Source organism: Legionella sp. PC997 (assembly GCF_014109825.1).
Classification (GTDB): Bacteria; Pseudomonadota; Gammaproteobacteria; order Legionellales; family Legionellaceae; genus Legionella.
On sequence record NZ_CP059576.1, the window covers coordinates 2,440,867 to 2,462,550 of the forward strand.

The window sequence follows — 21,684 nt, forward strand, 5'->3', positions numbered from 1 at the left end:
CTAAAAAGAGAAAGAGTTCAACAATTTACTATCGATAACACACAATCAATTTGAAAGCATTGCACTGATTCCCAAAACACAATTCCTGACTACCAATTGTTTTTGTAGCACTTACCTGACTTTCTTTCACAAAATGCTTGGCGCGTATAAAACCCATACGGCTGCAAAAGGAATTAGCCGCTTGGGAACCACAACCTCGTTTTTGGTCATAACACCAATCCACTCGATATTCATTAAAACGAGGGACAGCAAAACTCTTTTCTCGATAATGATAGGGTTTTGGAGGGGTATGAGATAAGCCATTAGCACAAACAATGGTCATAAAACCATTACATCGCCAACCTTTACATGTTGCGCTCGTTGAGAGGTAATGGGTTAATCCTATATTGTAAGCAATTTCATTATCGCTGGAATAATCGTAACCTAACATTTGGCAATAATGATCTGCTACCATCTTGCCACATTCCTTTCCATCCACCGTACAATAATCCAGCCGCTCTCCTAGATAAGTAGGATGCCAAAAATTTCGAAAAGCTTTATTGTGCTTTTCACTTATATTTGAATGAACCGAAAAGGAACAACATAAAAAAACTAAAAACATAAAGTAACGAAAATTGCTCATTAAAACAATCCTTTAGCGACTATCAAATCATGTTAGCCTATGACGCCAACAGGTACAAGAGTAACATAAGGCAAATCACTATTGATTTATTAAATGTAGCACATTTAAGTCCATTCATTTTTCAAATAGTGATTATTGTTGCTAGTTAAATGATAATTAACTTTCTAGAAGGATAATTGAATTCTTTGCATAATGACCCGTTCATTTGGGCGGTTTATTACTTTACTCGTCGAAGCAGTTGCATAGTATTAGCGGTTAAGCATCCAGGTGTGATAGGTGCATTTAATGCTCCTGTTGAGCAGCCTCCTAAAAAGTTAGTTTGATCATATCGGTCATAATGACTATGATCCCTATTCCCCAGGTATTAGCTCTTTGAACGGATAATCTAGGATCAGCAAAGGTGTAATTAGTTTGCTCTCCTTCGGTAATAAAATAACTAAAAATATTATTATCCATTGCTAATTGGGACCATCTTGCTATTAATTGAAACGCACCCAATGCTCCTCTCTCCCTAGGGGAAAAATTGCGATTAGGTCTTAATGTCCCGAAGGTAAAAGGTTCTTGAGTCAAATTATATGCCACTTGAATCTCAGCGGCATTGTTTCTCACAGAAAACGAATTGGGGATTGGCATTAGGGAAAACCTGACCCTTTGACAAAGTTTGCTGAGTTTGTGTCCATTCCCCAAACAGACCAAAAGAACCGAGAAACCAAAAGGCTTGAGGATGCAGTCATTTTCTGGAGCCATTTCCGTTTACATCCGCTTCATAAAAGAAAATTAGATTTTGGCCCACAGAGACTAGCGCTGGAGGATTTTTTTGATTGTTCACTTCTTCTGTACTTCCCGCAATACCAAATCCTAAATTATTTAAAAATGGCAAAGAACTGTTTAAAAATGGATTAGTAAATAACCGGGTCTCTAATACCTTATTCGCTAAGCTTGCTACCTCCGAATTAAAAGCAGTGGGGGAAACAGGATTTAATCCAGGATTAGAATTATCGAAAGTACCGGTTAGTACTCCGATCTCATAGGAGAACCAATCATTGAATTTATTGTATTTATAAGTGTATGGAGACTCTCCAGTTTTACGCTTTGGCCCAAACGCTCCGTAGAATACGAAGCCATATTCTCTATTAGGCCCCATCATCGTTGCATAGCCACGTTCCACTGTATTGTTGGTAGCTGCACCTCGCAATCGATACCAGCTAAGAGACTTTTTTGTTTCCAGCTCTTAAACCGAGTACTTTAAATTAATGTAGATCAATAATGGCATCAAACACACGAGTTTGACCCTGACCAAAATCTGGAGTGAATAAGAAGTCATTATATTTCCAAAAAGTACCATTAAAAATGGGGCGTACACGTCTCATCCAAAATCGATCAATACTATTTTGATTAATCATTTCGGTACTTGAGGCTCCATTATTTATAGTTAATCCCCTCACATTGAAAAAAGCATCTTGGTCGAATTGATAAAGACCATGCAGAAATAACTTGTGCTGGTTATCATTAGAAATGAAGCCAAAGCCATCTTCACTAGCTATTATATGACCATAGGGTGAGCTATCCGCCTTTTTTACTTCAGGAGTGTCTGCAATAATTATTTGACAGAAAGAACAGAATGAAAAAACTAATAAATATTTAAAATAGGGGGAGTTTAATTTTTATCGGCACAACTCGATCTTCCTTAATCCTTATTTTATGCGAATATTGCCAGAAATTGTAGATAAGTGCAAAACACAAAATGAACTAATAGCCCACAGAAAGGGAATTTATTTGTACTAGATAATTTATTGGTTTTGACTTTACTATTCCATTTGAGATAGGCTTTAAGTGATAACCTAAGAAATTGGGAGCCTAAATAGGATTGTCACTATCAATAAATAAATGTTCTAACTCAAATTGAGAGGCAAGATGGTTACCCAAAGCCTGAATTCCATAACGTTCTGTAGCGTGATGACCGCAAGAATAATAATGAATACCTAACTCTTTTGCTTGATAATAAGTTCGTTCAGATATTTCTCCGCTGATATAGGCATCCACACCTAAACGGAATGCATCCTCGATAAAATCCTGGGCTCCTCCACTACACCAAGCAATATGGGTGATGGGTTTTTCACTACCTGCAATGAACAATGGAGCACGTCGCAATTTATTTGCTAAAAATTCAGTAAACTCTGCTTGCTTCATTGTGTGAGTTAATTTTCCTGACCACAGCAGATTATCAGTACCCCCTGCCCGGTGCATATGAACAACATCGACTTCAAATAATTTGGCCAAACATGCATTATTTCCTAGATCAACATGGCAATCTAAAGGAAGATGATACGCAAATAGATTTAATTCATTACACAATAATTGATAAATCCGTCGACGCTTCATCCCTATAACTATGGGCGCTTCACCACGCCAAAAGTAACCATGATGAACCAACAAAGCATCTGCACCCCATGCAATTGCCTGAGAAATCGCATCTTCAGAAGCAGTTACCGCGGTACAAATTCGCTTAATTTGCTCTTTACCTTCAACCTGCATTCCATTGGGTGCGTAATCATTATATCGATCACAGCTCAAGAATTGATGCAGGTATAAAGATAGTTCTTCTTTGGTTATCACCGGTCAGAAACCCGCTTGATATCAGCGCCTAATAAGGATAGTTTTTCTTCTATACGCTCATAACCTCTATCCACGTGATAGATACGCTCAACTGAGGTTTCACCGTCTGCAACTAATCCAGCTAAAATCAAACTGGCAGAAGCACGTAAATCAGTTGCCATTACGGGAGCGCCGGTTAATCGCTCAACTCCATTAATTATGGCAGTATTTCCATTAAGTTGAATCTGCGCACCCATGCGTTGTAATTCTTGTACATGCATAAAACGATTTTCAAATATCGTTTCTATTATAGTTGAAGAACCATCAGCAACTGAGTTCATCGCCATGAATTGAGCCTGCATGTCCGTTGCAAAAGCGGGATATGGTGCGGTGGCAATATTTACTGCCCTAGGACGTTGGTTATGCATATTGAGACTTACCCAATCCTCACCTATTGTTAACTCTGCGCCAGCTTCTTCAAATTTACATAATTGCGATAATAAGGTATCAGGTCGAACTCGTTTCACGGTAACATGACCTCGAGTTAGAGCTCCTGCTGCAAGATAAGTTCCTGCCTCAATCCTATCAGACATAACCGAATAAGTACCCCCAGAAAGAGACTCCACACCTTCAACTTCGATGATTGAGGTTCCTGCACCAGTAATTTTTGCCCCCATTTGAATCAAAAAATTCGCCAAATCAACCACTTCCGGCTCACGAGCCGCATTTTTAATAATTGTTGTTCCTTCAGCAAGGGTTGCAGCCATAAGAATATTTTCAGTACCCGTCACAGTGACTGTATCAAACATTAAACGTTTGCCTTGCAAACGACCACGTCGACAACGAGCATTGATATAACCATTTTTTACGGTAATATCGGCGCCCATAGTTTTCAATGCTTTTAAATGCAAATCGACCGGTCTTGTTCCGATAGCACAACCTCCGGGCAAAGACACGTCTGCTTTACCAAATCGAGCAAGTAACGGTCCCAATACTAAAATCGAAGCCCGCATAGTTTTTACTAGATCATAAGGAGCAACAAATTCATTTACTTGATTTGCATCAACTTGGACATTCATTTTTTCATCAACAATTAATTGAGCGCCTAATTGACCAAGTAACTCCATCATAGTAGTTATGTCTTTGAGATGAGGAACATTGGAAATAGTGACATGATCTCTCGCAAGTAAGCTCGCCGCCATAATAGGTAAAGCAGCATTTTTTGCTCCTGAAATAACTACTTCACCATTTAATGCTTTGCCACCATTTATTAATAATTTATCCATGTTGCTTCCCCCATTCTTCTTTTGTCCACGTATTCATACTAATTGCATGAAGCTGTCCCGTGGTAATCAATTCTTTCAATTGTGCATAAACCCATTGCTGTCTGGCGACTTTGGACTTATTTAAAAAAACATCACTAACTACGGTTATCTGGTATTGATAACCATCCCCCCCCACTTTGATGTAATAAACATCATCAATGGTTTTAAATTTTTGTTCGATTTCTTCATTACTTATCATTAAAATTAGCTCACAAATTGAAATAAATACAACTTTTGGCATCAATTCTATCGGAGATAAAACAAACGCATCATCCGAGATTTAATTATCCAAATAAAAAAAGAAAAACCCGGGCTCTGGCTCATACCGTCACCCAGGCTACAATTTATAATCCTAAAAAAGTAACCGCCTTTTTAAAAATGGGCATTCCTATTGGAATAATTAAAAACTACACCGCCTCCAAAATGCCCTTTACGCCACAAAACTCTACTAAAGATTGAGTTTCGATAGGCATACCTATGATTTCAAAAAACTTGTTATTTTTTTTACATAGCTTTCTAGCTTCAATAAGTAGTGCTAAACCCGCACTATCACAATGTTTTACATCACTTAGATCCAAACTAAATCGGTCAGTTTTATTTTCCATCAAAGCCTGATAGAGCTTTGCTCGCACCGCAACCACTGACTTAAATGTCAAATCAACCCCAGGTTTAAAATTAACATTTTTCACAATTAAGAAGTCCTTTTAATTTGCTTTTTTTCCATTAACTTAATGACTTCGTCAATACTGGAGTTTTGTAATGCAGCGGCAAACTGGGAGCGGAAACTTTGCAACAGGCTTACCCCTTCAACGCTAAGATCATAGATCTTCCACTGACCATTTTTAGCTACAAGGCTATAAGACAATGGAATATTTTGGCCTTCTGCACGAATAATAATGCTGTTAACACGCAAAAATCGAGCGTTTAAAGAGCCTCTTAACGGTAAAAATTGTATGCTTTCATTAGTATATTGTGCTAAAGGACTGGAATAAGTACGAATAACTAAGCGTGTAAAGGCTTTAGAAAATTGCGCTCTTTGCGCATTTGTTGCCTTACTCCAAGCTTGTCTTCCTAAAACAGAACGTGACATACCTGCAACATCAACAATGGGTAGCAAATTGTTTTCTACAGCGCGATAAATAATACTGGGATTGCTTTTTAAGTTGTCCTTGTTCTCTTTTAGGGTAGCGATGATGTTGTTAGCAGTTTGCTCTAACATAGGTATAGGAGAGTTTTGTGATGCATTCATTATCGGAGATAAAATCACACTGACAACTAATAAAATTGTTTTTATTATTCTCATGTTCTGACCTTATTTTTTAATGTTAAATAATAGTTGACCAATTAAATTTTCAAGAATAATTGCTTCTTGAGTTTTTCCAATCACATCTCCATTTTGCAAATAAGGATGCTCTTTATTCTCGTCATCCTCAAAGCCTGGAACAATACTAATATAGTTTGAACCAAGCAACCCCTCAGTCAAAATGCGTGCTGAAGCATCATCATAAGGTATTTTTTTATCGCTACGCAAACGCATAGTTACCTTTGCGTTCAGGTCTCCCGGCTGCAACTCAATATGAGTTACCTCACCAATCCTAACTCCTGCTACAGTAACAGGTGCCCGTACTTTCAAGCCTCCAATATCGGTAAAATCAGCAGTTACATCATAACTGTCATGAGATCCAAAACTAGAAAAATTACTTACTTTCATTGTCATGACCAGCAAAGCCAATATACCAAGCAACATAAATAGGCCAACACTAAAATCTACGTAACGTTGCTTACTCATTTACCAATCTCCAATCATCATTGCGGTCAACAAAAAATCAAGCCCTAATACAGCAAGCGATGAATAAACTACTGTTTTAGTCGTCGCTTGACTAATACCTTCTGCGGTAGGCACACATTCAAAACCCTGGAATACAGAAATCCAGGTTACAACAAAAGCAAAAACTAAACTTTTAATGATACCACTGAGTACGTCAATTCGGAAATCCACTGCTGCTTGCATATTTGACCAGAAACTTCCTGCATCCACTCCTAACCAATGAACACCAATAAAATAACCACCAAAAATGGCTACAGCAGAAAAAATTAATGCCAAAAGAGGTAAGGTAATAAAACCAGCTATAAAACGAGGATAAATAACTCTGCCTAAAGGATCAACTCCCATCATATCCATACTGGATAATTGTTCGGTGGCTTTCATCAAACCTATTTCGGCAGTTAGGGCTGAACCCGCTCGTCCAGCAAACAACAATGCACTAATTACTGGACCAAGTTCTCTTGAAATACTTAAGGCTAATAATTGACCTAGTTGACTGGAAGCACCAAATTTTTGCAAGGTATTATAACCTTGAAGTCCTACTACCATTCCAATAAATAAAGCAGAAACAACAATGATCAAGCACGATAAAACACCAACAAAATGAATTTGATAGCGTAGCAAGGGCCAAAGTTTTGAAATTCCAGGCCGTCTGAACAACATAAAGAACAAAAATAAGCCTGAATTTCCCAAATTTTGCAAAACCCGGGAACTACGATTACCCATACGTGTAATGAACTCAAGCATCTAATAGCTCCTCTATATACGCTCTGGCAGGATAATGAAAAGGAACAACCCCATCAGCTTCCCCATGCATAAATTGTCTAATCTGAGGTTCAGATGACTGAATGAGCTCATTCGGGGTTCCTTGACCAATGATTTTTGCACCAGAAATTAGGTATATATAATCTGCTATAGAACAAGTTTCTTCAACGTCATGTGAGACAATTATTGTTGTGGTATGCAACAATTCATTTAACCTTTTGATTAAACGAACCAACACCCCCAAAGAAATGGGGTCTTGCCCGGTAAATGGTTCATCGTACATCATAAGTTCAGGATCTAATGCTATAGTACGCGCTAAAGCAACTCGCCTGGCCATGCCACCGGACAACTGAGCAGGCATTAACTTTGCAGCACCTCGTAATCCCACAGCTTCTAGTTTCATTAGTACGATATCACGCAACATGGACTCATTAAGTTGAGTATGCTCCCGCAAAGGAAAAGCCACATTATCAAACACTGAAAGATGGGTAAATAAAGCAGAGCTTTGAAAAAGTAAGCCCATATTACGTCTCGCCTCATACAAAGCTTTGCGAGATAATTGATGCATGTTTTGACCATTGACATGGATGAAGCCACTGTCAGGACTTAGCTGAGCACCTATTAACTGCAATAAAGTTGTTTTTCCAGAACCACTAGGTCCCATAATTGCCGTAATCTTGCCACGCTGAACCCTCATATCAATACCATTAAAAATACAATGGCTTTCGCGAGTGAAGACTAAATTTTTTATTTCAACCCAATTTTCAGGCATGCTCTCTTTCCGATTTAGCCAAAAGTAGAAGTATACCTAAGATACTCTCCAAAATGCTAGGTTTTAAGCGACTTGATTTTTTGTTCACTGCGCTTTTTAAAGAGTGGTACTGAGCAAGGTTTTGCAGGAAATCTTAAAAAATTTTGTTCGGAATGCCATTTTGCATTAGCCAAAGCTTTCCCACACTGGATCAATAAAAAAAATTGGGGTATTTAATTCTATATATTCAAATATTTTTTTGTTAGAATGAAAAATCAACAAAAAACATCCAATTGCCTATGAATTTTTGTACCCTCGGACTGGCGGTCATTGAAACTGAAGCCCAAGCTGTCTTTGAGTTAACTCAGCGAATTGATAGCAGGTTTGAAAAAGCCTGTGAACTTCTGCTCTCCTGTAGTGGACGGATTGTAGTAACTGGGATGGGTAAGTCCGGTCATATAGCGAATAAAATCGCTGCAACTTTATCCAGTACAGGTAGCCCCTCTTTTTTTATGCACCCGGGCGAAGCAAGTCATGGGGATCTGGGAATGATTACCCGTCAAGATACCGTAATTGCCATTTCTCACTCGGGCAATACATTGGAATTAGTTACATTACTTCCTCTATTAAAAAGACTTGAAGTCCCTTTAATTGCCCTAACTGGAAATTCTGAATCAACTTTAGCAAAAGCAGCCGACGTTAACTTAGACGTTAGTATCAAGCAAGAAGCCTGTCCTCTTGGCCTCGCACCAACAACCAGCACCACTGTAGCCTTGGTAATGGGAGATGCACTAGCAATTGCCTTGCTGCAAGCCAGGGGCTTTAGTGAGGAAGACTTTGCTTTATCACATCCTGGCGGCTCATTGGGCAAACGACTTTTGCTACGTATTGACGAGCTCTGTCACCAAGGGGAACAGCTACCCCTTATTCATGAAAACGCAACCGTAAGTGAAGCGTTACTTGAAGTAACCGATAAAAAATTGGGTATGACTTGTGTGGTTGATAACAAAGGATATCTTGTTGGGGTTTATACCGATGGGGACATCCGACGCACTCTAACCCGTCAATATGATATTAATACCACACCAATAAAAGAAGTTATGACCCGTAATGCTCGTACTATTTCTAGAGGGATGCTTGCTGCGGAGGCTTTGACTATTATGCAAAAACACAGCATCACTTCATTAATTGTCATTGATGAAGAAAAACGACCTTCGGCTGTTCTTCATCTTCATGATTTATTAAAAGCGGGTGTTTTTTAAATGAATACATTAATTGAGCGAGCCAAGAATATTAAATGCCTTATCTGTGACTTAGATGGTGTTCTTACTGATGGTCTCTTATATATTGATAACCACTTTAATGAACAGAAAACATTCCATATTCATGACGGAGTGGGTTTAAAATTACTGATGACAGCTGGAATTGAGGTCGCCGTTATTACGGGTTCGCGGAATGCAGTAGTAGATCATAGAATGCAACAATTAGGAATTGTTCATTACTATAAGGATCAATTGGATAAACAAGAGACCTACAAGCAACTAAAAAGTAAATTAAATCTCCAGGATGAGCACTTTGCTTACATTGGTGATGATATTCCAGATGCCCCAATTATGCAGCAAGTTGGGCTTAGTGTCGCAGTGGCCAATGCGGTACATCAAATTAAAGAAATTGCTATGTGGCAAACCACCCTATCAGGAGGCCGTGGAGCGGTACGAGAGTTATGTGAACTTATTTTAAAGGCACAGAATAAGATGGATTCAGCGATAGCAGGTTATCTAAAACAATGAATGCAACAAAACAACTTATATGGCTTTTTTTTACTTTAATTATCCTAGCCTGTTCCGGATGGTATTACAGCCACTCTACGGTTAAAATTCGCTTAGATAGCGAGACTTTGGCAAATTCCGTAGACACTACTATTGTTAACGTTACAGTGCGCCAGTTTAATCCACAAGGTACACTTGCTAATGTCCTCACCTCACCGTTCATGCAACATATTCAAAAAGGTAATGTCTATTTATTACAAAATCCTCATATTATTGTAAGCCAAGAAGAACAACCTCCCTGGGACATTAGCTCACTTAAAGCCAAATCATTTGAAGGGGGCAAACAAATTACTTTTACAGGGAACGTTGTAGTGCGTCAAAAAAAGGGAACGGAGGAAAGTACTTTAAAAACAGAAGAAGTTACCTACTTCCCTAAAGAAAAGAAAGCAAGTTCTGATTTGCTGGTAACCTATGAGCAACCAGGTAATATTGTACAATCAACTGGAATGAATGCTTATCTCGATGAAAAAAGAGTAGAGTTACTGCATCAAGCAAGAGGAAGTTATGCTCCAGAGAATGGTTAACTATAGTTTACTCCTTTTTTTCTTGTTCTCATCTGCTGCCTATGCCTTGACGGAGGATAAAGAACAAGTAATGCATGTCATGGCAGACTCAGCTGACTTAAGCCAACAAGATCATAAAGGAACTTATACGGGCAATGTGGAATTAGTACAAGGAACAACAAATTTACATGCCGATAAAGCGGTGACTATTGGGAATGAAAAAAATCAACTGGTTGTTGCCATAGCCAATGGGACTAAAGAAAAACAGGCACACTATTGGACAATAACGGATCCTCAAAAACCTCCCGTACATGCTTATGCCGACACTATTCGATATTATCCCTTACGCCATTTAATTGAGCTAATAGGAAATGCCCGAGTAGAACAAGGAAAAAATTCCTTTTCTGCTGCAAAAATAAGTTATGATACGGTGAAACAACATGTTCTGTCTCAAGGTGATGACAGTAAAAGGATAGTTATTATTTATCACCCAGAAAAGAAATCATCATGAGTATACTGGAAGCCCGAAATCTTAAAAAATCCTTTAAATCGCGAACTGTGGTTAACGGCATCAGTATCCATATAAAAAAAGGTGAGTGCGTTGGTTTGTTGGGTCCCAATGGAGCAGGAAAAACAACGTGTTTTTATATGATCGTCGGTTTGCAGTCCTGTGATGAAGGTCAAATTTTTCTATCTGACCAGGATATAACACTATGTGCCATGCATCAAAGAGCCCGTCTAGGGATTAGCTATCTTCCCCAAGAAGCCTCAGTCTTTCGTAAATTAACTGTAGCAGAAAACATTATGGCCATTCTCGAACTGAGACCTGATTTAAATGAACAGGCACGAGAAGAAAAGCTCGATCTTCTGCTTCAAGAATTTCATATCACACATCTGCATAAAAGCCTGGGTATGGCTCTATCTGGAGGAGAAAGACGACGTGTGGAGATTGCAAGAGCTCTGGCTATAGAGCCCTCCTTCATCCTCCTTGATGAACCTTTTGCTGGAGTGGACCCGATTTCGGTCATTGATATTAAAAAAATCATTCAACATTTATGTAATAAAGGTATTGGTGTTTTAATCACCGATCATAACGTAAGAGAGACTCTTGATATTTGCGAGCGTGCCTATATTGTCAGTCAAGGAAAAATATTATGTGAAGGAACCCCGGAGTTGATACTAGCCAACCAACAAGTCAGGGCCGTTTATTTAGGAGAAGATTTTACTTTATAAAAGAATAGACTGGATCTGCGCAGTGGATTCAGAATTTATAGCCAGTAGATGTCCGGTATCCTGCGCTGCACCCACATCACCAACCCATATTTAGATTTAACATGCTGCTCATTATCGATAATTATGATTCATTTACCTACAATCTTGTACAATATTTCCAATGCCTCAACCAAGAAGTATTAATTTATACCCATGATCAAATTAATATAAGTCAAATAAAAAGGCTTGCTCCTCAATACTTGGTAATCTCACCAGGGCCGAAAACGCCCAATGAGGCAGGCATTTCCATGGAAGCAATACGCACTTTTTATCGTACTATTCCTATTTTAGGTATTTGCCTTGGTCACCAAAGTATTGCTCAAGTTTTTGGTGGTCGAATAATAACCGCTCCACAAATAATGCATGGAAGAACGTCAACTATAGAACATAATCAACAAAGAATTTTTAAAAACATTCCGAACCCCTTCCAAGCAACACGTTATCATTCTTTGGCAGTTGAGAAACAAAGTCTTCCTGATTGTTTCTCTATTGACGCATGGACAAATGATACAATAATGGCAATTTCACATCGTCAATATCCTGTTTTTGGTCTACAATTCCATCCAGAAGCAATATTAAGCCAACATGGACTGCAATTATTAGAGAATTTCTTAAAATATGAAACCCAATCTTCTATTTGAGCACTTAATCGCGAAAAAAAATTTGAATCCGGAACAAATGCAATCAGTGATTCATGCATGTATGTCCGGTCGATATAATGAGGTACAGATCGCAACATTTTTAGCACTCATGCGCATGAAAGGTGAAACGACTGAAGAATTAATAGCTGCGGCTGAAGTCATGCAGCAATTAGCCCACCCCATCGACTTAGGGACCAACTTAATTGACATCGTTGGAACTGGTGGAGATGGGAAAAATACATTTAACGTCTCTACGGCCTGCAGCTTTGTAGTAGCCGCAGCAGGATTTCCAGTTGCGAAACACGGCAACCGCTCAGTTTCCAGCCGTAGTGGTAGTGCTGATTTATTAGAACAAGCCGGTTTTATATTAAGTCTTTCTGATCAACACATCCAAACGTGTATTGAACAATGTTCTTTGGCATTCTTATTTGCGCCTCACTATCATCCCGCCATGCAACATGCACGTGTTGCACGTCAACAACTGGGGATTAGAACGTTGTTCAACTTACTTGGACCATTAATCAATCCTGCGCGAGTAAAAAGACAAGTAGTAGGTGTATTTTCAAAAGATTGGCAAAAACCTTTAGCTTCGGTACTGGCTCATATGGGAAGTGAGCGAGCTTTAGTTGTAAACTCTCAAGATGGATTAGATGAAATCAGTATTGCAGCCTCTACAGATGTACTTGAGTATCGAGAAGGTTCCTTTCATCACTGGATTATTAACCCAGAAGACTATGGAATCAAACATCACTCATTAGATGAAGTGATCGTTGATTCCCCCCTGCAAAGTTTAGAATTGATTCAAGGGGTGTTTTCCGGAAAACAAGGAGCCGCTCGCGACATGGTTTTATTAAATTCTGCCGCAGCAATTTACTGCGCTCAGGAACATATTTCTTTCATTCAGGCATTGGAACATGCCAAAGTCGTGATAGACAGCGGTAAAGCCAGCCAATGTTTCACTCAACTCAGCCAACTAACTCAAACTTTAAATAAAGAATCGCATCATGAATAGTGTGTTAGAACGTATTGCCCAACGTAAACAAGAAGAAGTAGCTCTTGCTAAAAAAAATAAGCCCTTAAGTTTATTAGCAGAACAACCCTCTATGGAGCGCCGTGATTTCATCGCGGCTCTGAAAGATAAGAATGATCCAGCAATTATTGCAGAAATTAAACGCGCATCTCCAAGCAAAGGGTTGATCAGAGAAGATTTTAATGTAGAAGAGATTGCAACAATCTATGCACGACATGGTGCTCGGTGCCTTTCTGTGCTTACGGATATCGATTTTTTCCAGGGACATCCTGATTATTTAGCTGTAGCAAAAAACCAGTGCAAACTACCTATTCTGCGAAAGGACTTTATTCTTGATTCGTATCAAATTTATGAAAGTCTGGCCTTAGGCGCAGATTGTATCTTACTCATAGTTGCTTTACTTGATGATATTCAGTTAATGGATTTTTGCCAGCTAGCACATGAGTTGGGGCTTTCCGTACTTGTAGAAAGTCATAACAAAGAAGAGCTGGAGCGCGCTTTACGTTTACCTACTCCACTAATAGGTATTAATAATCGCAGTCTTCATACTTTTAAGACAGACATCCAACTCAGTATTCAATTAAAACAATATATCCCTCAAGATAAAATAACCATTACGGAAAGCGGCATTAACTCACCTGTAGACATACATTTAATGCAAGCTCATGGAATTAATACCTTTCTCATTGGGGAAAGCTTAATGAGGGCCAAGGATATAGGCAAAGCGTTGGATCAACTGATAAAAGGGGATTAACTAGGAGGGCTAACCTGAAGACTACCTCGATATCCTCTACAATTTGAATAGGTCTCGTTTTATTGTTTAGTTTCGGTCAAATAAAGCCCCCTGCTTTAAATTGACTTTCCATATGAACAATTGCGAGACATCTACTCCCAATTTGGTTCGGAAGGTTGTGATGGTTCAGGTTCAGGTAATCCAGGATCATCCGGCTCATAAGGATCCGGTTCTTTTGGATATTCGTCAGGCTGATCAGGATACTCATAAGGCTCTGGTATTTCATGGTCGTTTTTCAAGATAACATCCTTATATTTGTAAGATTTATCAAATTATAGCAAAAGGAAAAAAAATGAAAGTAGCTGTAATCACCGGTGCTGCGAATGGAATTGGCTTAGCGTTAAGCCAAGTCCATCTACAACAAGGTAATACTGTAGTAATGGTAGATAAAGATAGCATAAAACTCAAACAAGAAGCCGAACGACTATTATCTCTCTTCCCGGAACAAATTTTGTCAATATCTTGTGATGTAACCCAAGCTAATGAAGTAGCACAATTGGCCAAACAAGTTGAGGCGAAATTAAGACGTATCGATTGGCTCTACAATAATGCAGGAATTATAGGCCCATTAGAGCCTATTTGGGATTTGCATCCAGAACAAATCCAGCGGGTGATGGACGTGAACTTACATGGAATGATTCATATGATTCAGGCTTTTATTCCTTTCTTGTTTGAGCAACCCTTCCATTCACATATTATCAATATAGCGAGCTTATATGCATTATGTACCGGTTCACAAACAGCGTGTTACTCCATGTCAAAACATGCGGTACTTGCTTTATCTGAATCATTATATTTTGATCTGATACGTATGGAAAAGCCAGTGGATGTTTCTATCGTTTTTCCTTCATTTACAGATACTTCCCTTTTATCCCATACAACAAATGCAAACTCCTCTTTACATGAAGCATTGAAATCTCTTTTGTCACATTCACGCCCTGCTATTGATATTGCAGAACATATCGTACAGGAGGTAGATGATAAGAAATTTTATATATTCCCCGATAAAGAAGTAAAAGGATATTGTGAAGATCGAACTAAGGCTATGATTCTTCAAAATAAACCACATGTAACTAATATTGAAAAGTTAATGACTGCGCTAATTAAACGGCAGGAATCCAGGAATTAATCGTTCTACTCAAGCGAGATCTCCTTGCATGTCAGGAGATCCTGTTTGGAGGTAGGTTCTTTGAATTACGGTAGATTAATAAGATACGTACTAATCTACCTAAGATCGTTTACCTTCCAGGAGAAACTTTGCTCAATTAGTTTATTCGTATAGACTCCCGGATAAAGGGATAGCCTTCACCCGGGATGAGATATTAAGCTTCTAACATATCCAATAGTTCACGACGAAACTTATGATAATCCACTTCTACAGCATGTCGTATATGAGATTTAAACCGATAATGAGGTTTATTCATTTCTTGAAGTGTCTTTTCATGCAATTTATCAGGTCGTTTTAAAGTGCCCATAATAATGCGTGCCGCGATTTTTGACTGATAATCAGCTAGCGGCCAAATACATCCTTGAGGCTGGCACAAACCGATAAAATAGAGATTATCATAGTCTGGATGCATCATTTTCCTATAAAGTGGGATTTTGGTAGAATTACTAAAGTCAGCAATACCCTTATCGAGGAAAGGAAAACTTATTTTATAGCCTGTGGCAAAAATCACCGTATCAAATTCTTCAGATTCACCATTTGTAAAATGAACTCGACTCCCCTCGAAATGAGTAATTCCTGGACGAGGGAACACTTCTCCATGGCGAATAAAATAAAGTAACTCTGAATTAATAGTAGGATGGATTTCTAAAGGCCCGCAGTCAGGAGTCATTAATTTATATTTGGCATATCGCCCTTGCAAAATACGAGCACAAAAACTCAAAAACTTCTGTCTTAACCAGGAAGGCATCCATCTAATTTTGGCTACCGCTGCATCAGTGGGTTTGCCAAATACAAATTTAGGAAAAATATGATAGCCTCTGCGCATACTAATACACATTTGCGAAGAGACGCGTGCCACCTCTACTGCAATATCACACGCAGAATTGCCGCCGCCAACAACCAAAACGCGTTGATCTTTAAACGCAGAGGCTTTCTTATATTGATGTGAATGCAGCAGTTGGCCCGAGAATTCCCCTGGATATTCTGGCATAAACGGATCCCAATGATGGCCATTAGCAACTAATAAATAATCAAAAAATTCTTCATGAGTTCCCTGTTCATTTTCAAATACTACTTTCCATTGACGCTGACTAGTATGTTCTACTTTCAAAACATTCGTGTTAAAACGAATATATTTAGTTAAATCAAAATGATCCGCATAGCTTTTAAAATAATCTAAAACCAAGGTATGCGATGGATAATCAGGATAATGCGCTGGCATAGGAAAATCTTCGAATTCTGACCAACGCTTTGAACTAATAATATGAGTCGTTTCATATACACTGGAATGATCGTTTCGTTCATCATATACCCAGTTACCACCAATTTGATTGTTCTTTTCAAATACCGTGATATCGGTTACACCCTCTTCTTGCAAATTTTTAATCGCAGCAAGACCGCTTGGACCGGCTCCAATTATGCATACACGAGAACAATTTTCTTTACCCTTTTTCTTGATTTGCATTACTCAACACCTTTTTTACTTCTTCCATTATCATTGCTTGCACAACGGGATCTTTATCAATAGTGAAATGATTCACTTCGATGCCTTTTAACGTAGTCACGTTAATGTTGTCAATACGTGTTTGCTCTGGATTTACTGCTCTAAGTTTTAAACCACTAAACATGGGTACATATCCAGGCTTATAAAAATTCATTGCATGCTTCACATTGGGTGGAACAATGGTTTGAGATACTGCATCCACAGTGACCAATAAATCCACAGGAATACCCATTTTGTCCAGATTGCGAGCAACTTTAATCTGCTCATTAGCACCTAAAGAATGTCCCACCAGAACAATAGGCCTGTGCTGTTGATGCTTTTGGTAATAGGTAGCTATAGAACGTGTTACATTACCAGCGTTGTACCACATATCACTAGGTGCAGGTATGTTGCATTCTTCAATAACAGTATCGCTCAGTGTTCTCATTCCAGTACTAAAAAGCCCAAGTCCACCTAACATAGTGTGTACTTCACCATGATAAGGTTGCGACTTACTCACTTTCACGGTTTTTGATGTGGTTTTCCCATTATTTTGAGTTTCGGATTTATGAAACACAGATTGAGCGATCTTTGGTATTGGTCTTTTTTCAGAAGCTCTACCTCCTGATAAGTCGACACAGCCCGACATACTTATAGTTATAAGTAAAAACAAAAATGAGCTGAAAACACCTAATTTTCTATTTTGGAATGAGTTCATTTTATTTTTATTCTTAATTTTTAATGCGAGGATCATAGCTTATTCTTAGAAGGTTTGCCAAGATAGGGTTTAAATGAAGTTAAATTCTTTCACTACTATATGTAAGATATTAATTTTGATACTCTGTACGTCATGAATGCTTAAAATTTATCTTTGTTTATTATTTATGGAGCACGTATAAATTGATCGTGGAAAAAAGAAATTCAATTCTTACTGTCAGCCAACTTAATCGACAGGTTAAATGCTATCTTGAAAATGAACTGGGTGTTGTTCATGTTGAAGGGGAAATCTCTAATTTAAGTAAGCCCGGATCGGGACATTTTTATTTTACCCTGAAGGATCATCAGGCGCAAATTCGTGCTGTTTTCTTTAAAAGTCGTCAAACCAATGGACTTGCAAACAAATTATGCGACGGCCAACATATAGTTGCCAGTGGACGATTAAGCCTGTATGAAGCACGCGGTGATTATCAATTAATTGTAGAGCTAATTACTGAAGCGGGGTTGGGAGCACTCTACCAACGTTTTGAAGAATTGAAAAACAAACTTGCCACTGAAGGTTTGTTTGATTCAGTAAAGAAAAAACTCATTCCGGCCATGCCTCGCGCCATTGGGATTATCACGTCAACGTCGGGAGCTGCGATTCGGGATATATTATCTACTCTAGCGCGACGTTTCCCATTAGCCGAAGTCTTTATCTATCCAAGCGAAGTTCAGGGTGCCGGCGCAGCACAACAACTGATTAACGCATTAAAACGTGCCAATATAGAAAAACGATGCGATGTGCTTTTGCTTGCGCGAGGAGGCGGAAGTATTGAAGACTTGTGGGCATTTAATGAGGAGAGACTGGCACGAACTATTGCAAACAGCACAATTCCTATTGTATCTGGGATTGGCCATGAAACAGATTTTACCATTGCCGATTTTGTAGCTGATTATAGAGCAGAAACCCCTACTGCAGCCGCTGCAGCAGTGACACCCGACTGTATTGAGTTGTTTAAATTATTAAACCATTCCATCTCTCGTTTATCTGCGGCAATGCACCGTTTTTTACAAAAATACCAAGTTAGATTGCATCACTTAATCGATAAAATATCCTCACCACAAAAAGCAATTTCCAGTTATTGGCAAACTACTGATTACTTGGAACGGCAATTGATTGCCTGCATGCGCTCATACATCAAACAGAAAACACATCAACTCCACATGTGCATCAATCATTTGCACGTCCAAAATCCCAAAAACCAAATTAATCAAACAAAGATGGTTTTACAAAAAATCTTAGCTCAATTAATTCAGCACATGCAAAATAAGATCAGCCAACTTCAATATCAATTTAGAACTCAATTATCTACCTTGCATGCAGTTAGCCCCTTGGCTACACTGGATAGAGGTTATGCTATTGCTACCAAAGAAAATAAAGTATTGTTTTCGCACCAACAAGTACATCTTGGCGATACAATCGATATACGCTTGGCACAAGGGAGTTTGACTTGTGATATTACCCAAATACATGAGTAAAAAATGCTTGAAGAATTAAACAATAGCCTTTACTTAATTATTACCCAAACTAAAAATAACATTCCCATCCTAGAAATTATTTTGGTGATTCCATGGCTTTTTTTCTTTGTGAGTAAGATCTATAGAAACATCTTATTGCTGGGCATTATTCCAAGACATCTCCGTGGCTTGCCTGGTATTATATTTGCCCCTCTTCTGCACTCAAATTTCAATCATATATTTTTTAACTCGATTCCCTTGGTCGTTTTAAGTAATTTCATTTTAATAAATGGGCTTAACTACTTTCTTGTCGTTACCGTAATGATAACTGTTTTAAGTGGAATTGCCATATGGTGTTTCGCTAAACCTGGTTTACATATAGGTGCTAGTGGACTAATCACTGGATATTGGGGTTTTTTAGTTAGTAATATCTATCAGACCGCTACATTAACAACCATAATCCTGGGCATAATTAGTCTCTATTATTTTGCAGGTATATTCTTTGGTATTTTTCCTAGAGATAAAGGCGTATCCTGGGAAGCACATTTATTTGGTCTATTAGCAGGTTTAGCTACTAGTTATTTAATTGTACTTTATCCTAATGTTCTACATACAATTCAAGTTCCGACTAATAGTTTTTAGAAATATTGGGTTATTTAACTCATTAGTTCTTAAATGCTGAATTTCGAGTCCCAAAACGCAGATAATCAGCACAGCTTGAGTAATATAGTAGAAATTTAAACAAACCCTATGTTATTCTAAAAAGAAAAATAATTCGAGAAATCAAGATGCAGTCACTTAAATCTCTTTTTTGTATCGGTATATTAAGTTTTCTTATTTCACCAGCATATGCGCAATCCCAATATATTTCCGGTTGCTGTGGTCAAATGGGAGGAGTAAGCTATTGTGATTCATCAGCAGGCCGTCTTGTTTGTAAAAATGGTTTTTACTCTACATGTTATTGCACCCCACACGCCGTTATGGATTTACAATTATTTCGTGGTTGCTGCTTATGGAAAGGCGGCGTCGTTTCAACCTACAGCGTGACAGGATACGTTGTATGCAATGATGGCTCAATTTCAGAAGAATGTTCTTTACGACCCGAAGAGAAAATTGCAGCTTGGTAGGTATCCAATATATACTTCGGAGCTTATTCTCATGCTGCGAAGTATCGTTTTTCAGGACCCGATATGCTTGAGCACATACAATTCACCCTCACCCGTTTAAAGCAACAAAAACCCTTAATACTTTGCCTTACTAATTACGTTACTATGGATTTTATGGCAAATAGCCTTTTGGCTTTGGGTGCTGCACCCCTCATGTCCGAATCTCAAGTCGAGATTGAAGAACTGATTGATTTAAGTCAAGCTGTATATATTAATATCGGAACTTTGAATGATTCATTTATGGAGAGAGCTCGATTTGCAGCCAACATTGCAAACTCAATAGATAAACCCCTAATTCTCGATCCTGTAGGTGCAGGAGCGAGCAAACTTCGAACATCTGCTGCAATGGAGTTATTTCCTTATGCTCAAGTGATCCGAGGGAATGCGAGTGAAATCATTTCATTAGCTGGTTCAAATGGAAGCACTAAAGGAGTCGAAAGCTCAGATCCTGTAACTAAAGCAATTCAGAGCGCCCATATGCTGGCAAAATCAAAAAAAACAATTGTAATCAGTGGCCCTCAAGATTTTATAACTAACGGAGTGGATGAGATTTTACTTCCATTTGGTTCAAACCTTATGCCCCTGATCACAGGGATGGGTTGCACTATGACTGCTGTCCTGAGTGCCTTTGTTGCTTGCGAAGCAAACCATTTTCACGCTGCAGTTCAAGCAACTGCATATTTTGGCTTGTGTGGACAATTGGCTTATGAACAAGCCAAACGCCCTGCTACATTCAAAGAAGTGTTTATTAATAATTTATTCGATCCCGACTGGATTTTAATGTCAACAACTGTACAAGAGTCTAGTCATGCAATATAAAGCTTTATCTATAGCAGGATTTGATGGTTCAGGTGGAGCCGGAATTCAGGCTGATTTAAAAACATTTTCGGCATTAGGCTGCTATGGGATGACGGTACTTACCGCTTTGCCGGTACAAAATACGTGCGGAGTGAGAAACTGTTACCCTATTCCATTAAAGGCAATAGAAGATCAGCTGAACGCTATATTTGACGATATTAAACCGGACAGTATAAAAATAGGGATGCTCTTCAACACGGAAATCATTGAATTAGTGTCATCGTTCCTAAAAAAAAATGCCCTGGATATTCCTATTGTTATTGACCCTGTAACTGTTGCTAAAAGTGGTGATCCATTATTACTACCCGAAGCAGTGAACTCTCTAATCACCCAACTGGTACCACTAGCTACTTTGATCACCCCTAACCTTCCAGAAGCTTTTACTTTCACCGGCCTAAATGCATCATCTGAAATAGAAATGAAGTATATTGGTCAAAAGCTGCTTGAGTTTGGCCCCAAATACGTTTTACTTAAAGGGGGACATCTTTTGCATTCAGTTGAATCGAATGATTTATTAATAGGTGCAAACGGAGACATTCATTGGTTTGCGAGCCCAAGAATTAACTCTAAAAATACTCACGGAACTGGGTGCACCCTATCTGCAGCCATAACAGCCTGTCTTGCCCAAAAAATTGATTTAATTAAAGCGTGCGATATCGCAAAAAACTATTTATTTAATGCCATACAAGCGGCAAAAGAACATTCTGTGGGCTTTGGAAATGGACCCGTTCATCATTTTTACCATCTCTGGCCTATTCAATTATTAGATAATTAAAGGTACAAAGCCGCAACCGGGCATTATTGCTAGAGGTTCGGTTTCGCTTCGATGCACCAGGCTAAA

Annotated in this window: 29 protein-coding genes; 14 read left to right on the forward strand and 15 right to left on the reverse strand. The window is 38.6% G+C overall.

All coding sequences use genetic code 11. The annotated features are described in order from the left end of the window. Window positions 1-28: 28 nt before the first annotated feature. The 12 genes from HBNCFIEN_RS10465 to HBNCFIEN_RS10520 form a co-directional block, all read right to left on the reverse strand. The gene (locus HBNCFIEN_RS10465; protein ID WP_182391034.1) at window positions 29-622 is read right to left on the reverse strand and encodes a hypothetical protein; all 594 of its coding nucleotides are present in this window, start codon (window positions 620-622) and stop codon (window positions 29-31) included. Between the two features lie 306 nt (window positions 623-928). Then, entirely contained in the window at window positions 929-1,255 is a 327-nt protein-coding gene (locus HBNCFIEN_RS10470) for a hypothetical protein (RefSeq protein ID WP_182391035.1), read from the reverse strand. A 97-nt stretch (window positions 1,256-1,352) separates the two neighbouring features. Continuing rightward, entirely contained in the window at window positions 1,353-1,817 is a 465-nt protein-coding gene (locus HBNCFIEN_RS10475) for a hypothetical protein (RefSeq protein WP_182391036.1), read from the reverse strand. Between the two features lie 55 nt (window positions 1,818-1,872). Next, entirely contained in the window at window positions 1,873-2,025 is a 153-nt protein-coding gene (locus HBNCFIEN_RS10480; RefSeq protein ID WP_182391037.1) for a hypothetical protein, read from the reverse strand. A 454-nt stretch (window positions 2,026-2,479) separates the two neighbouring features. Then, window positions 2,480-3,238: a Nif3-like dinuclear metal center hexameric protein gene (locus HBNCFIEN_RS10485; protein WP_182391038.1), complete on the reverse strand. Its 759-nt coding sequence runs from the start codon at window positions 3,236-3,238 to the stop codon at window positions 2,480-2,482. Next, complete coding sequence (gene murA / locus HBNCFIEN_RS10490; RefSeq protein WP_182391039.1) at window positions 3,235-4,503, reverse strand: UDP-N-acetylglucosamine 1-carboxyvinyltransferase; 1,269 nt, start codon at window positions 4,501-4,503, stop codon at window positions 3,235-3,237. Before murA ends, HBNCFIEN_RS10485 begins: the two co-directional genes overlap by 4 nt. Next, on the reverse strand, window positions 4,496-4,741 hold the full coding sequence (locus HBNCFIEN_RS10495; protein ID WP_182391040.1) for a BolA family protein: 246 nt from the start codon (window positions 4,739-4,741) through the stop codon (window positions 4,496-4,498). Before HBNCFIEN_RS10495 ends, murA begins: the two co-directional genes overlap by 8 nt. A gap of 208 nt (window positions 4,742-4,949) precedes the next feature. Then, on the reverse strand, window positions 4,950-5,231 hold the full coding sequence (locus HBNCFIEN_RS10500; protein ID WP_182391041.1) for a lipid asymmetry maintenance protein MlaB: 282 nt from the start codon (window positions 5,229-5,231) through the stop codon (window positions 4,950-4,952). Between the two features lie 2 nt (window positions 5,232-5,233). Beyond that, window positions 5,234-5,845, reverse strand: a complete 612-nt coding sequence (locus HBNCFIEN_RS10505) for a phospholipid-binding protein MlaC (protein WP_182391042.1) — start codon at window positions 5,843-5,845, stop codon at window positions 5,234-5,236. 9 nt (window positions 5,846-5,854) lie between these two features. Continuing rightward, window positions 5,855-6,331, reverse strand: coding sequence for an outer membrane lipid asymmetry maintenance protein MlaD (gene mlaD / locus HBNCFIEN_RS10510; RefSeq protein WP_182391043.1), 477 nt, complete (start codon window positions 6,329-6,331; stop codon window positions 5,855-5,857). Beyond that, window positions 6,332-7,114: a lipid asymmetry maintenance ABC transporter permease subunit MlaE gene (gene mlaE / locus HBNCFIEN_RS10515; protein ID WP_110143469.1), complete on the reverse strand. Its 783-nt coding sequence runs from the start codon at window positions 7,112-7,114 to the stop codon at window positions 6,332-6,334. Continuing rightward, window positions 7,107-7,904 carry an ATP-binding cassette domain-containing protein gene (locus HBNCFIEN_RS10520; RefSeq protein WP_182391044.1) on the reverse strand — a complete coding sequence of 266 codons (798 nt, stop codon included), beginning with the start codon at window positions 7,902-7,904 and terminating at the stop codon, window positions 7,107-7,109. The genes mlaE and HBNCFIEN_RS10520 overlap by 8 nt, the downstream gene beginning before the upstream one ends. A gap of 278 nt (window positions 7,905-8,182) precedes the next feature. Here HBNCFIEN_RS10520 and HBNCFIEN_RS10525 point away from each other — a divergent pair, with 278 nt between their 5' ends. The 8 genes from HBNCFIEN_RS10525 to trpC all read left to right on the forward strand — a co-directional run bounded on the left by HBNCFIEN_RS10525 (window position 8,183) and on the right by trpC (window position 13,912). Next, entirely contained in the window at window positions 8,183-9,145 is a 963-nt protein-coding gene (locus HBNCFIEN_RS10525) for a KpsF/GutQ family sugar-phosphate isomerase (RefSeq protein WP_182391045.1), read from the forward strand. After that, entirely contained in the window at window positions 9,146-9,673 is a 528-nt protein-coding gene (locus HBNCFIEN_RS10530) for an HAD family hydrolase (protein ID WP_182391046.1), read from the forward strand. Next, complete coding sequence (lptC, locus tag HBNCFIEN_RS10535; protein WP_182391047.1) at window positions 9,670-10,236, forward strand: LPS export ABC transporter periplasmic protein LptC; 567 nt, start codon at window positions 9,670-9,672, stop codon at window positions 10,234-10,236. The genes HBNCFIEN_RS10530 and lptC overlap by 4 nt, the downstream gene beginning before the upstream one ends. Next, window positions 10,217-10,726 (forward strand): lipopolysaccharide transport periplasmic protein LptA, encoded by a 510-nt coding sequence (lptA, locus tag HBNCFIEN_RS10540; protein ID WP_182391048.1) that lies wholly within the window; start codon window positions 10,217-10,219, stop codon window positions 10,724-10,726. Before lptC ends, lptA begins: the two co-directional genes overlap by 20 nt. After that, complete coding sequence (gene lptB, locus HBNCFIEN_RS10545) at window positions 10,723-11,448, forward strand: LPS export ABC transporter ATP-binding protein (protein ID WP_182391049.1); 726 nt, start codon at window positions 10,723-10,725, stop codon at window positions 11,446-11,448. The genes lptA and lptB overlap by 4 nt, the downstream gene beginning before the upstream one ends. 101 nt (window positions 11,449-11,549) lie before the next feature. Continuing rightward, entirely contained in the window at window positions 11,550-12,128 is a 579-nt protein-coding gene (locus HBNCFIEN_RS10550; protein ID WP_182391050.1) for an aminodeoxychorismate/anthranilate synthase component II, read from the forward strand. Continuing rightward, a complete protein-coding gene (gene trpD / locus HBNCFIEN_RS10555) occupies window positions 12,106-13,140 on the forward strand; it encodes an anthranilate phosphoribosyltransferase (protein ID WP_182391051.1) in 1,035 nt (344 codons plus the stop codon). Before HBNCFIEN_RS10550 ends, trpD begins: the two co-directional genes overlap by 23 nt. Then, the gene (gene trpC / locus HBNCFIEN_RS10560) at window positions 13,133-13,912 is read left to right on the forward strand and encodes an indole-3-glycerol phosphate synthase TrpC (protein ID WP_182391052.1); all 780 of its coding nucleotides are present in this window, start codon (window positions 13,133-13,135) and stop codon (window positions 13,910-13,912) included. Before trpD ends, trpC begins: the two co-directional genes overlap by 8 nt. A gap of 131 nt (window positions 13,913-14,043) precedes the next feature. Here the strand turns inward: trpC and HBNCFIEN_RS10565 are convergent, their stop codons facing one another. Next, window positions 14,044-14,190: a hypothetical protein gene (locus HBNCFIEN_RS10565; RefSeq protein WP_182391053.1), complete on the reverse strand. Its 147-nt coding sequence runs from the start codon at window positions 14,188-14,190 to the stop codon at window positions 14,044-14,046. Window positions 14,191-14,243: 53 nt separating this feature from the next. Here HBNCFIEN_RS10565 and HBNCFIEN_RS10570 point away from each other — a divergent pair, with 53 nt between their 5' ends. After that, entirely contained in the window at window positions 14,244-15,080 is an 837-nt protein-coding gene (locus HBNCFIEN_RS10570) for an SDR family oxidoreductase (RefSeq protein WP_182391054.1), read from the forward strand. Window positions 15,081-15,273: 193 nt separating this feature from the next. Here HBNCFIEN_RS10570 and HBNCFIEN_RS10575 read toward each other — a convergent pair whose 3' ends face one another. Further along, a complete protein-coding gene (locus HBNCFIEN_RS10575; RefSeq protein WP_182391055.1) occupies window positions 15,274-16,584 on the reverse strand; it encodes an NAD(P)/FAD-dependent oxidoreductase in 1,311 nt (436 codons plus the stop codon). After that, window positions 16,562-17,320 carry a thioesterase domain-containing protein gene (locus tag HBNCFIEN_RS10580; RefSeq protein WP_182393679.1) on the reverse strand — a complete coding sequence of 253 codons (759 nt, stop codon included), beginning with the start codon at window positions 17,318-17,320 and terminating at the stop codon, window positions 16,562-16,564. The genes HBNCFIEN_RS10575 and HBNCFIEN_RS10580 overlap by 23 nt, the downstream gene beginning before the upstream one ends. Before the next feature lie 188 nt (window positions 17,321-17,508). On the opposite strand from HBNCFIEN_RS10580, the gene xseA reads away from it, so the two are divergent. The 5 genes from xseA (at window position 17,509) to thiD (ending at window position 21,618) form a co-directional block, all read left to right on the forward strand. Next, window positions 17,509-18,840 (forward strand): exodeoxyribonuclease VII large subunit, encoded by a 1,332-nt coding sequence (gene xseA, locus HBNCFIEN_RS10585; RefSeq protein WP_182393680.1) that lies wholly within the window; start codon window positions 17,509-17,511, stop codon window positions 18,838-18,840. Window positions 18,841-18,843: 3 nt separating this feature from the next. Next, window positions 18,844-19,461, forward strand: coding sequence for a rhomboid family intramembrane serine protease (locus HBNCFIEN_RS10590; protein WP_182391056.1), 618 nt, complete (start codon window positions 18,844-18,846; stop codon window positions 19,459-19,461). Window positions 19,462-19,607: 146 nt separating this feature from the next. Further along, window positions 19,608-19,946, forward strand: coding sequence for a neurogenic locus notch (locus HBNCFIEN_RS10595; RefSeq protein ID WP_182391057.1), 339 nt, complete (start codon window positions 19,608-19,610; stop codon window positions 19,944-19,946). A 63-nt stretch (window positions 19,947-20,009) separates the two neighbouring features. Further along, window positions 20,010-20,804: a hydroxyethylthiazole kinase gene (gene thiM / locus HBNCFIEN_RS10600; protein ID WP_182391058.1), complete on the forward strand. Its 795-nt coding sequence runs from the start codon at window positions 20,010-20,012 to the stop codon at window positions 20,802-20,804. Further along, a complete protein-coding gene (gene thiD / locus HBNCFIEN_RS10605; RefSeq protein ID WP_182391059.1) occupies window positions 20,794-21,618 on the forward strand; it encodes a bifunctional hydroxymethylpyrimidine kinase/phosphomethylpyrimidine kinase in 825 nt (274 codons plus the stop codon). Before thiM ends, thiD begins: the two co-directional genes overlap by 11 nt. Window positions 21,619-21,684: the final 66 nt, after the last annotated feature.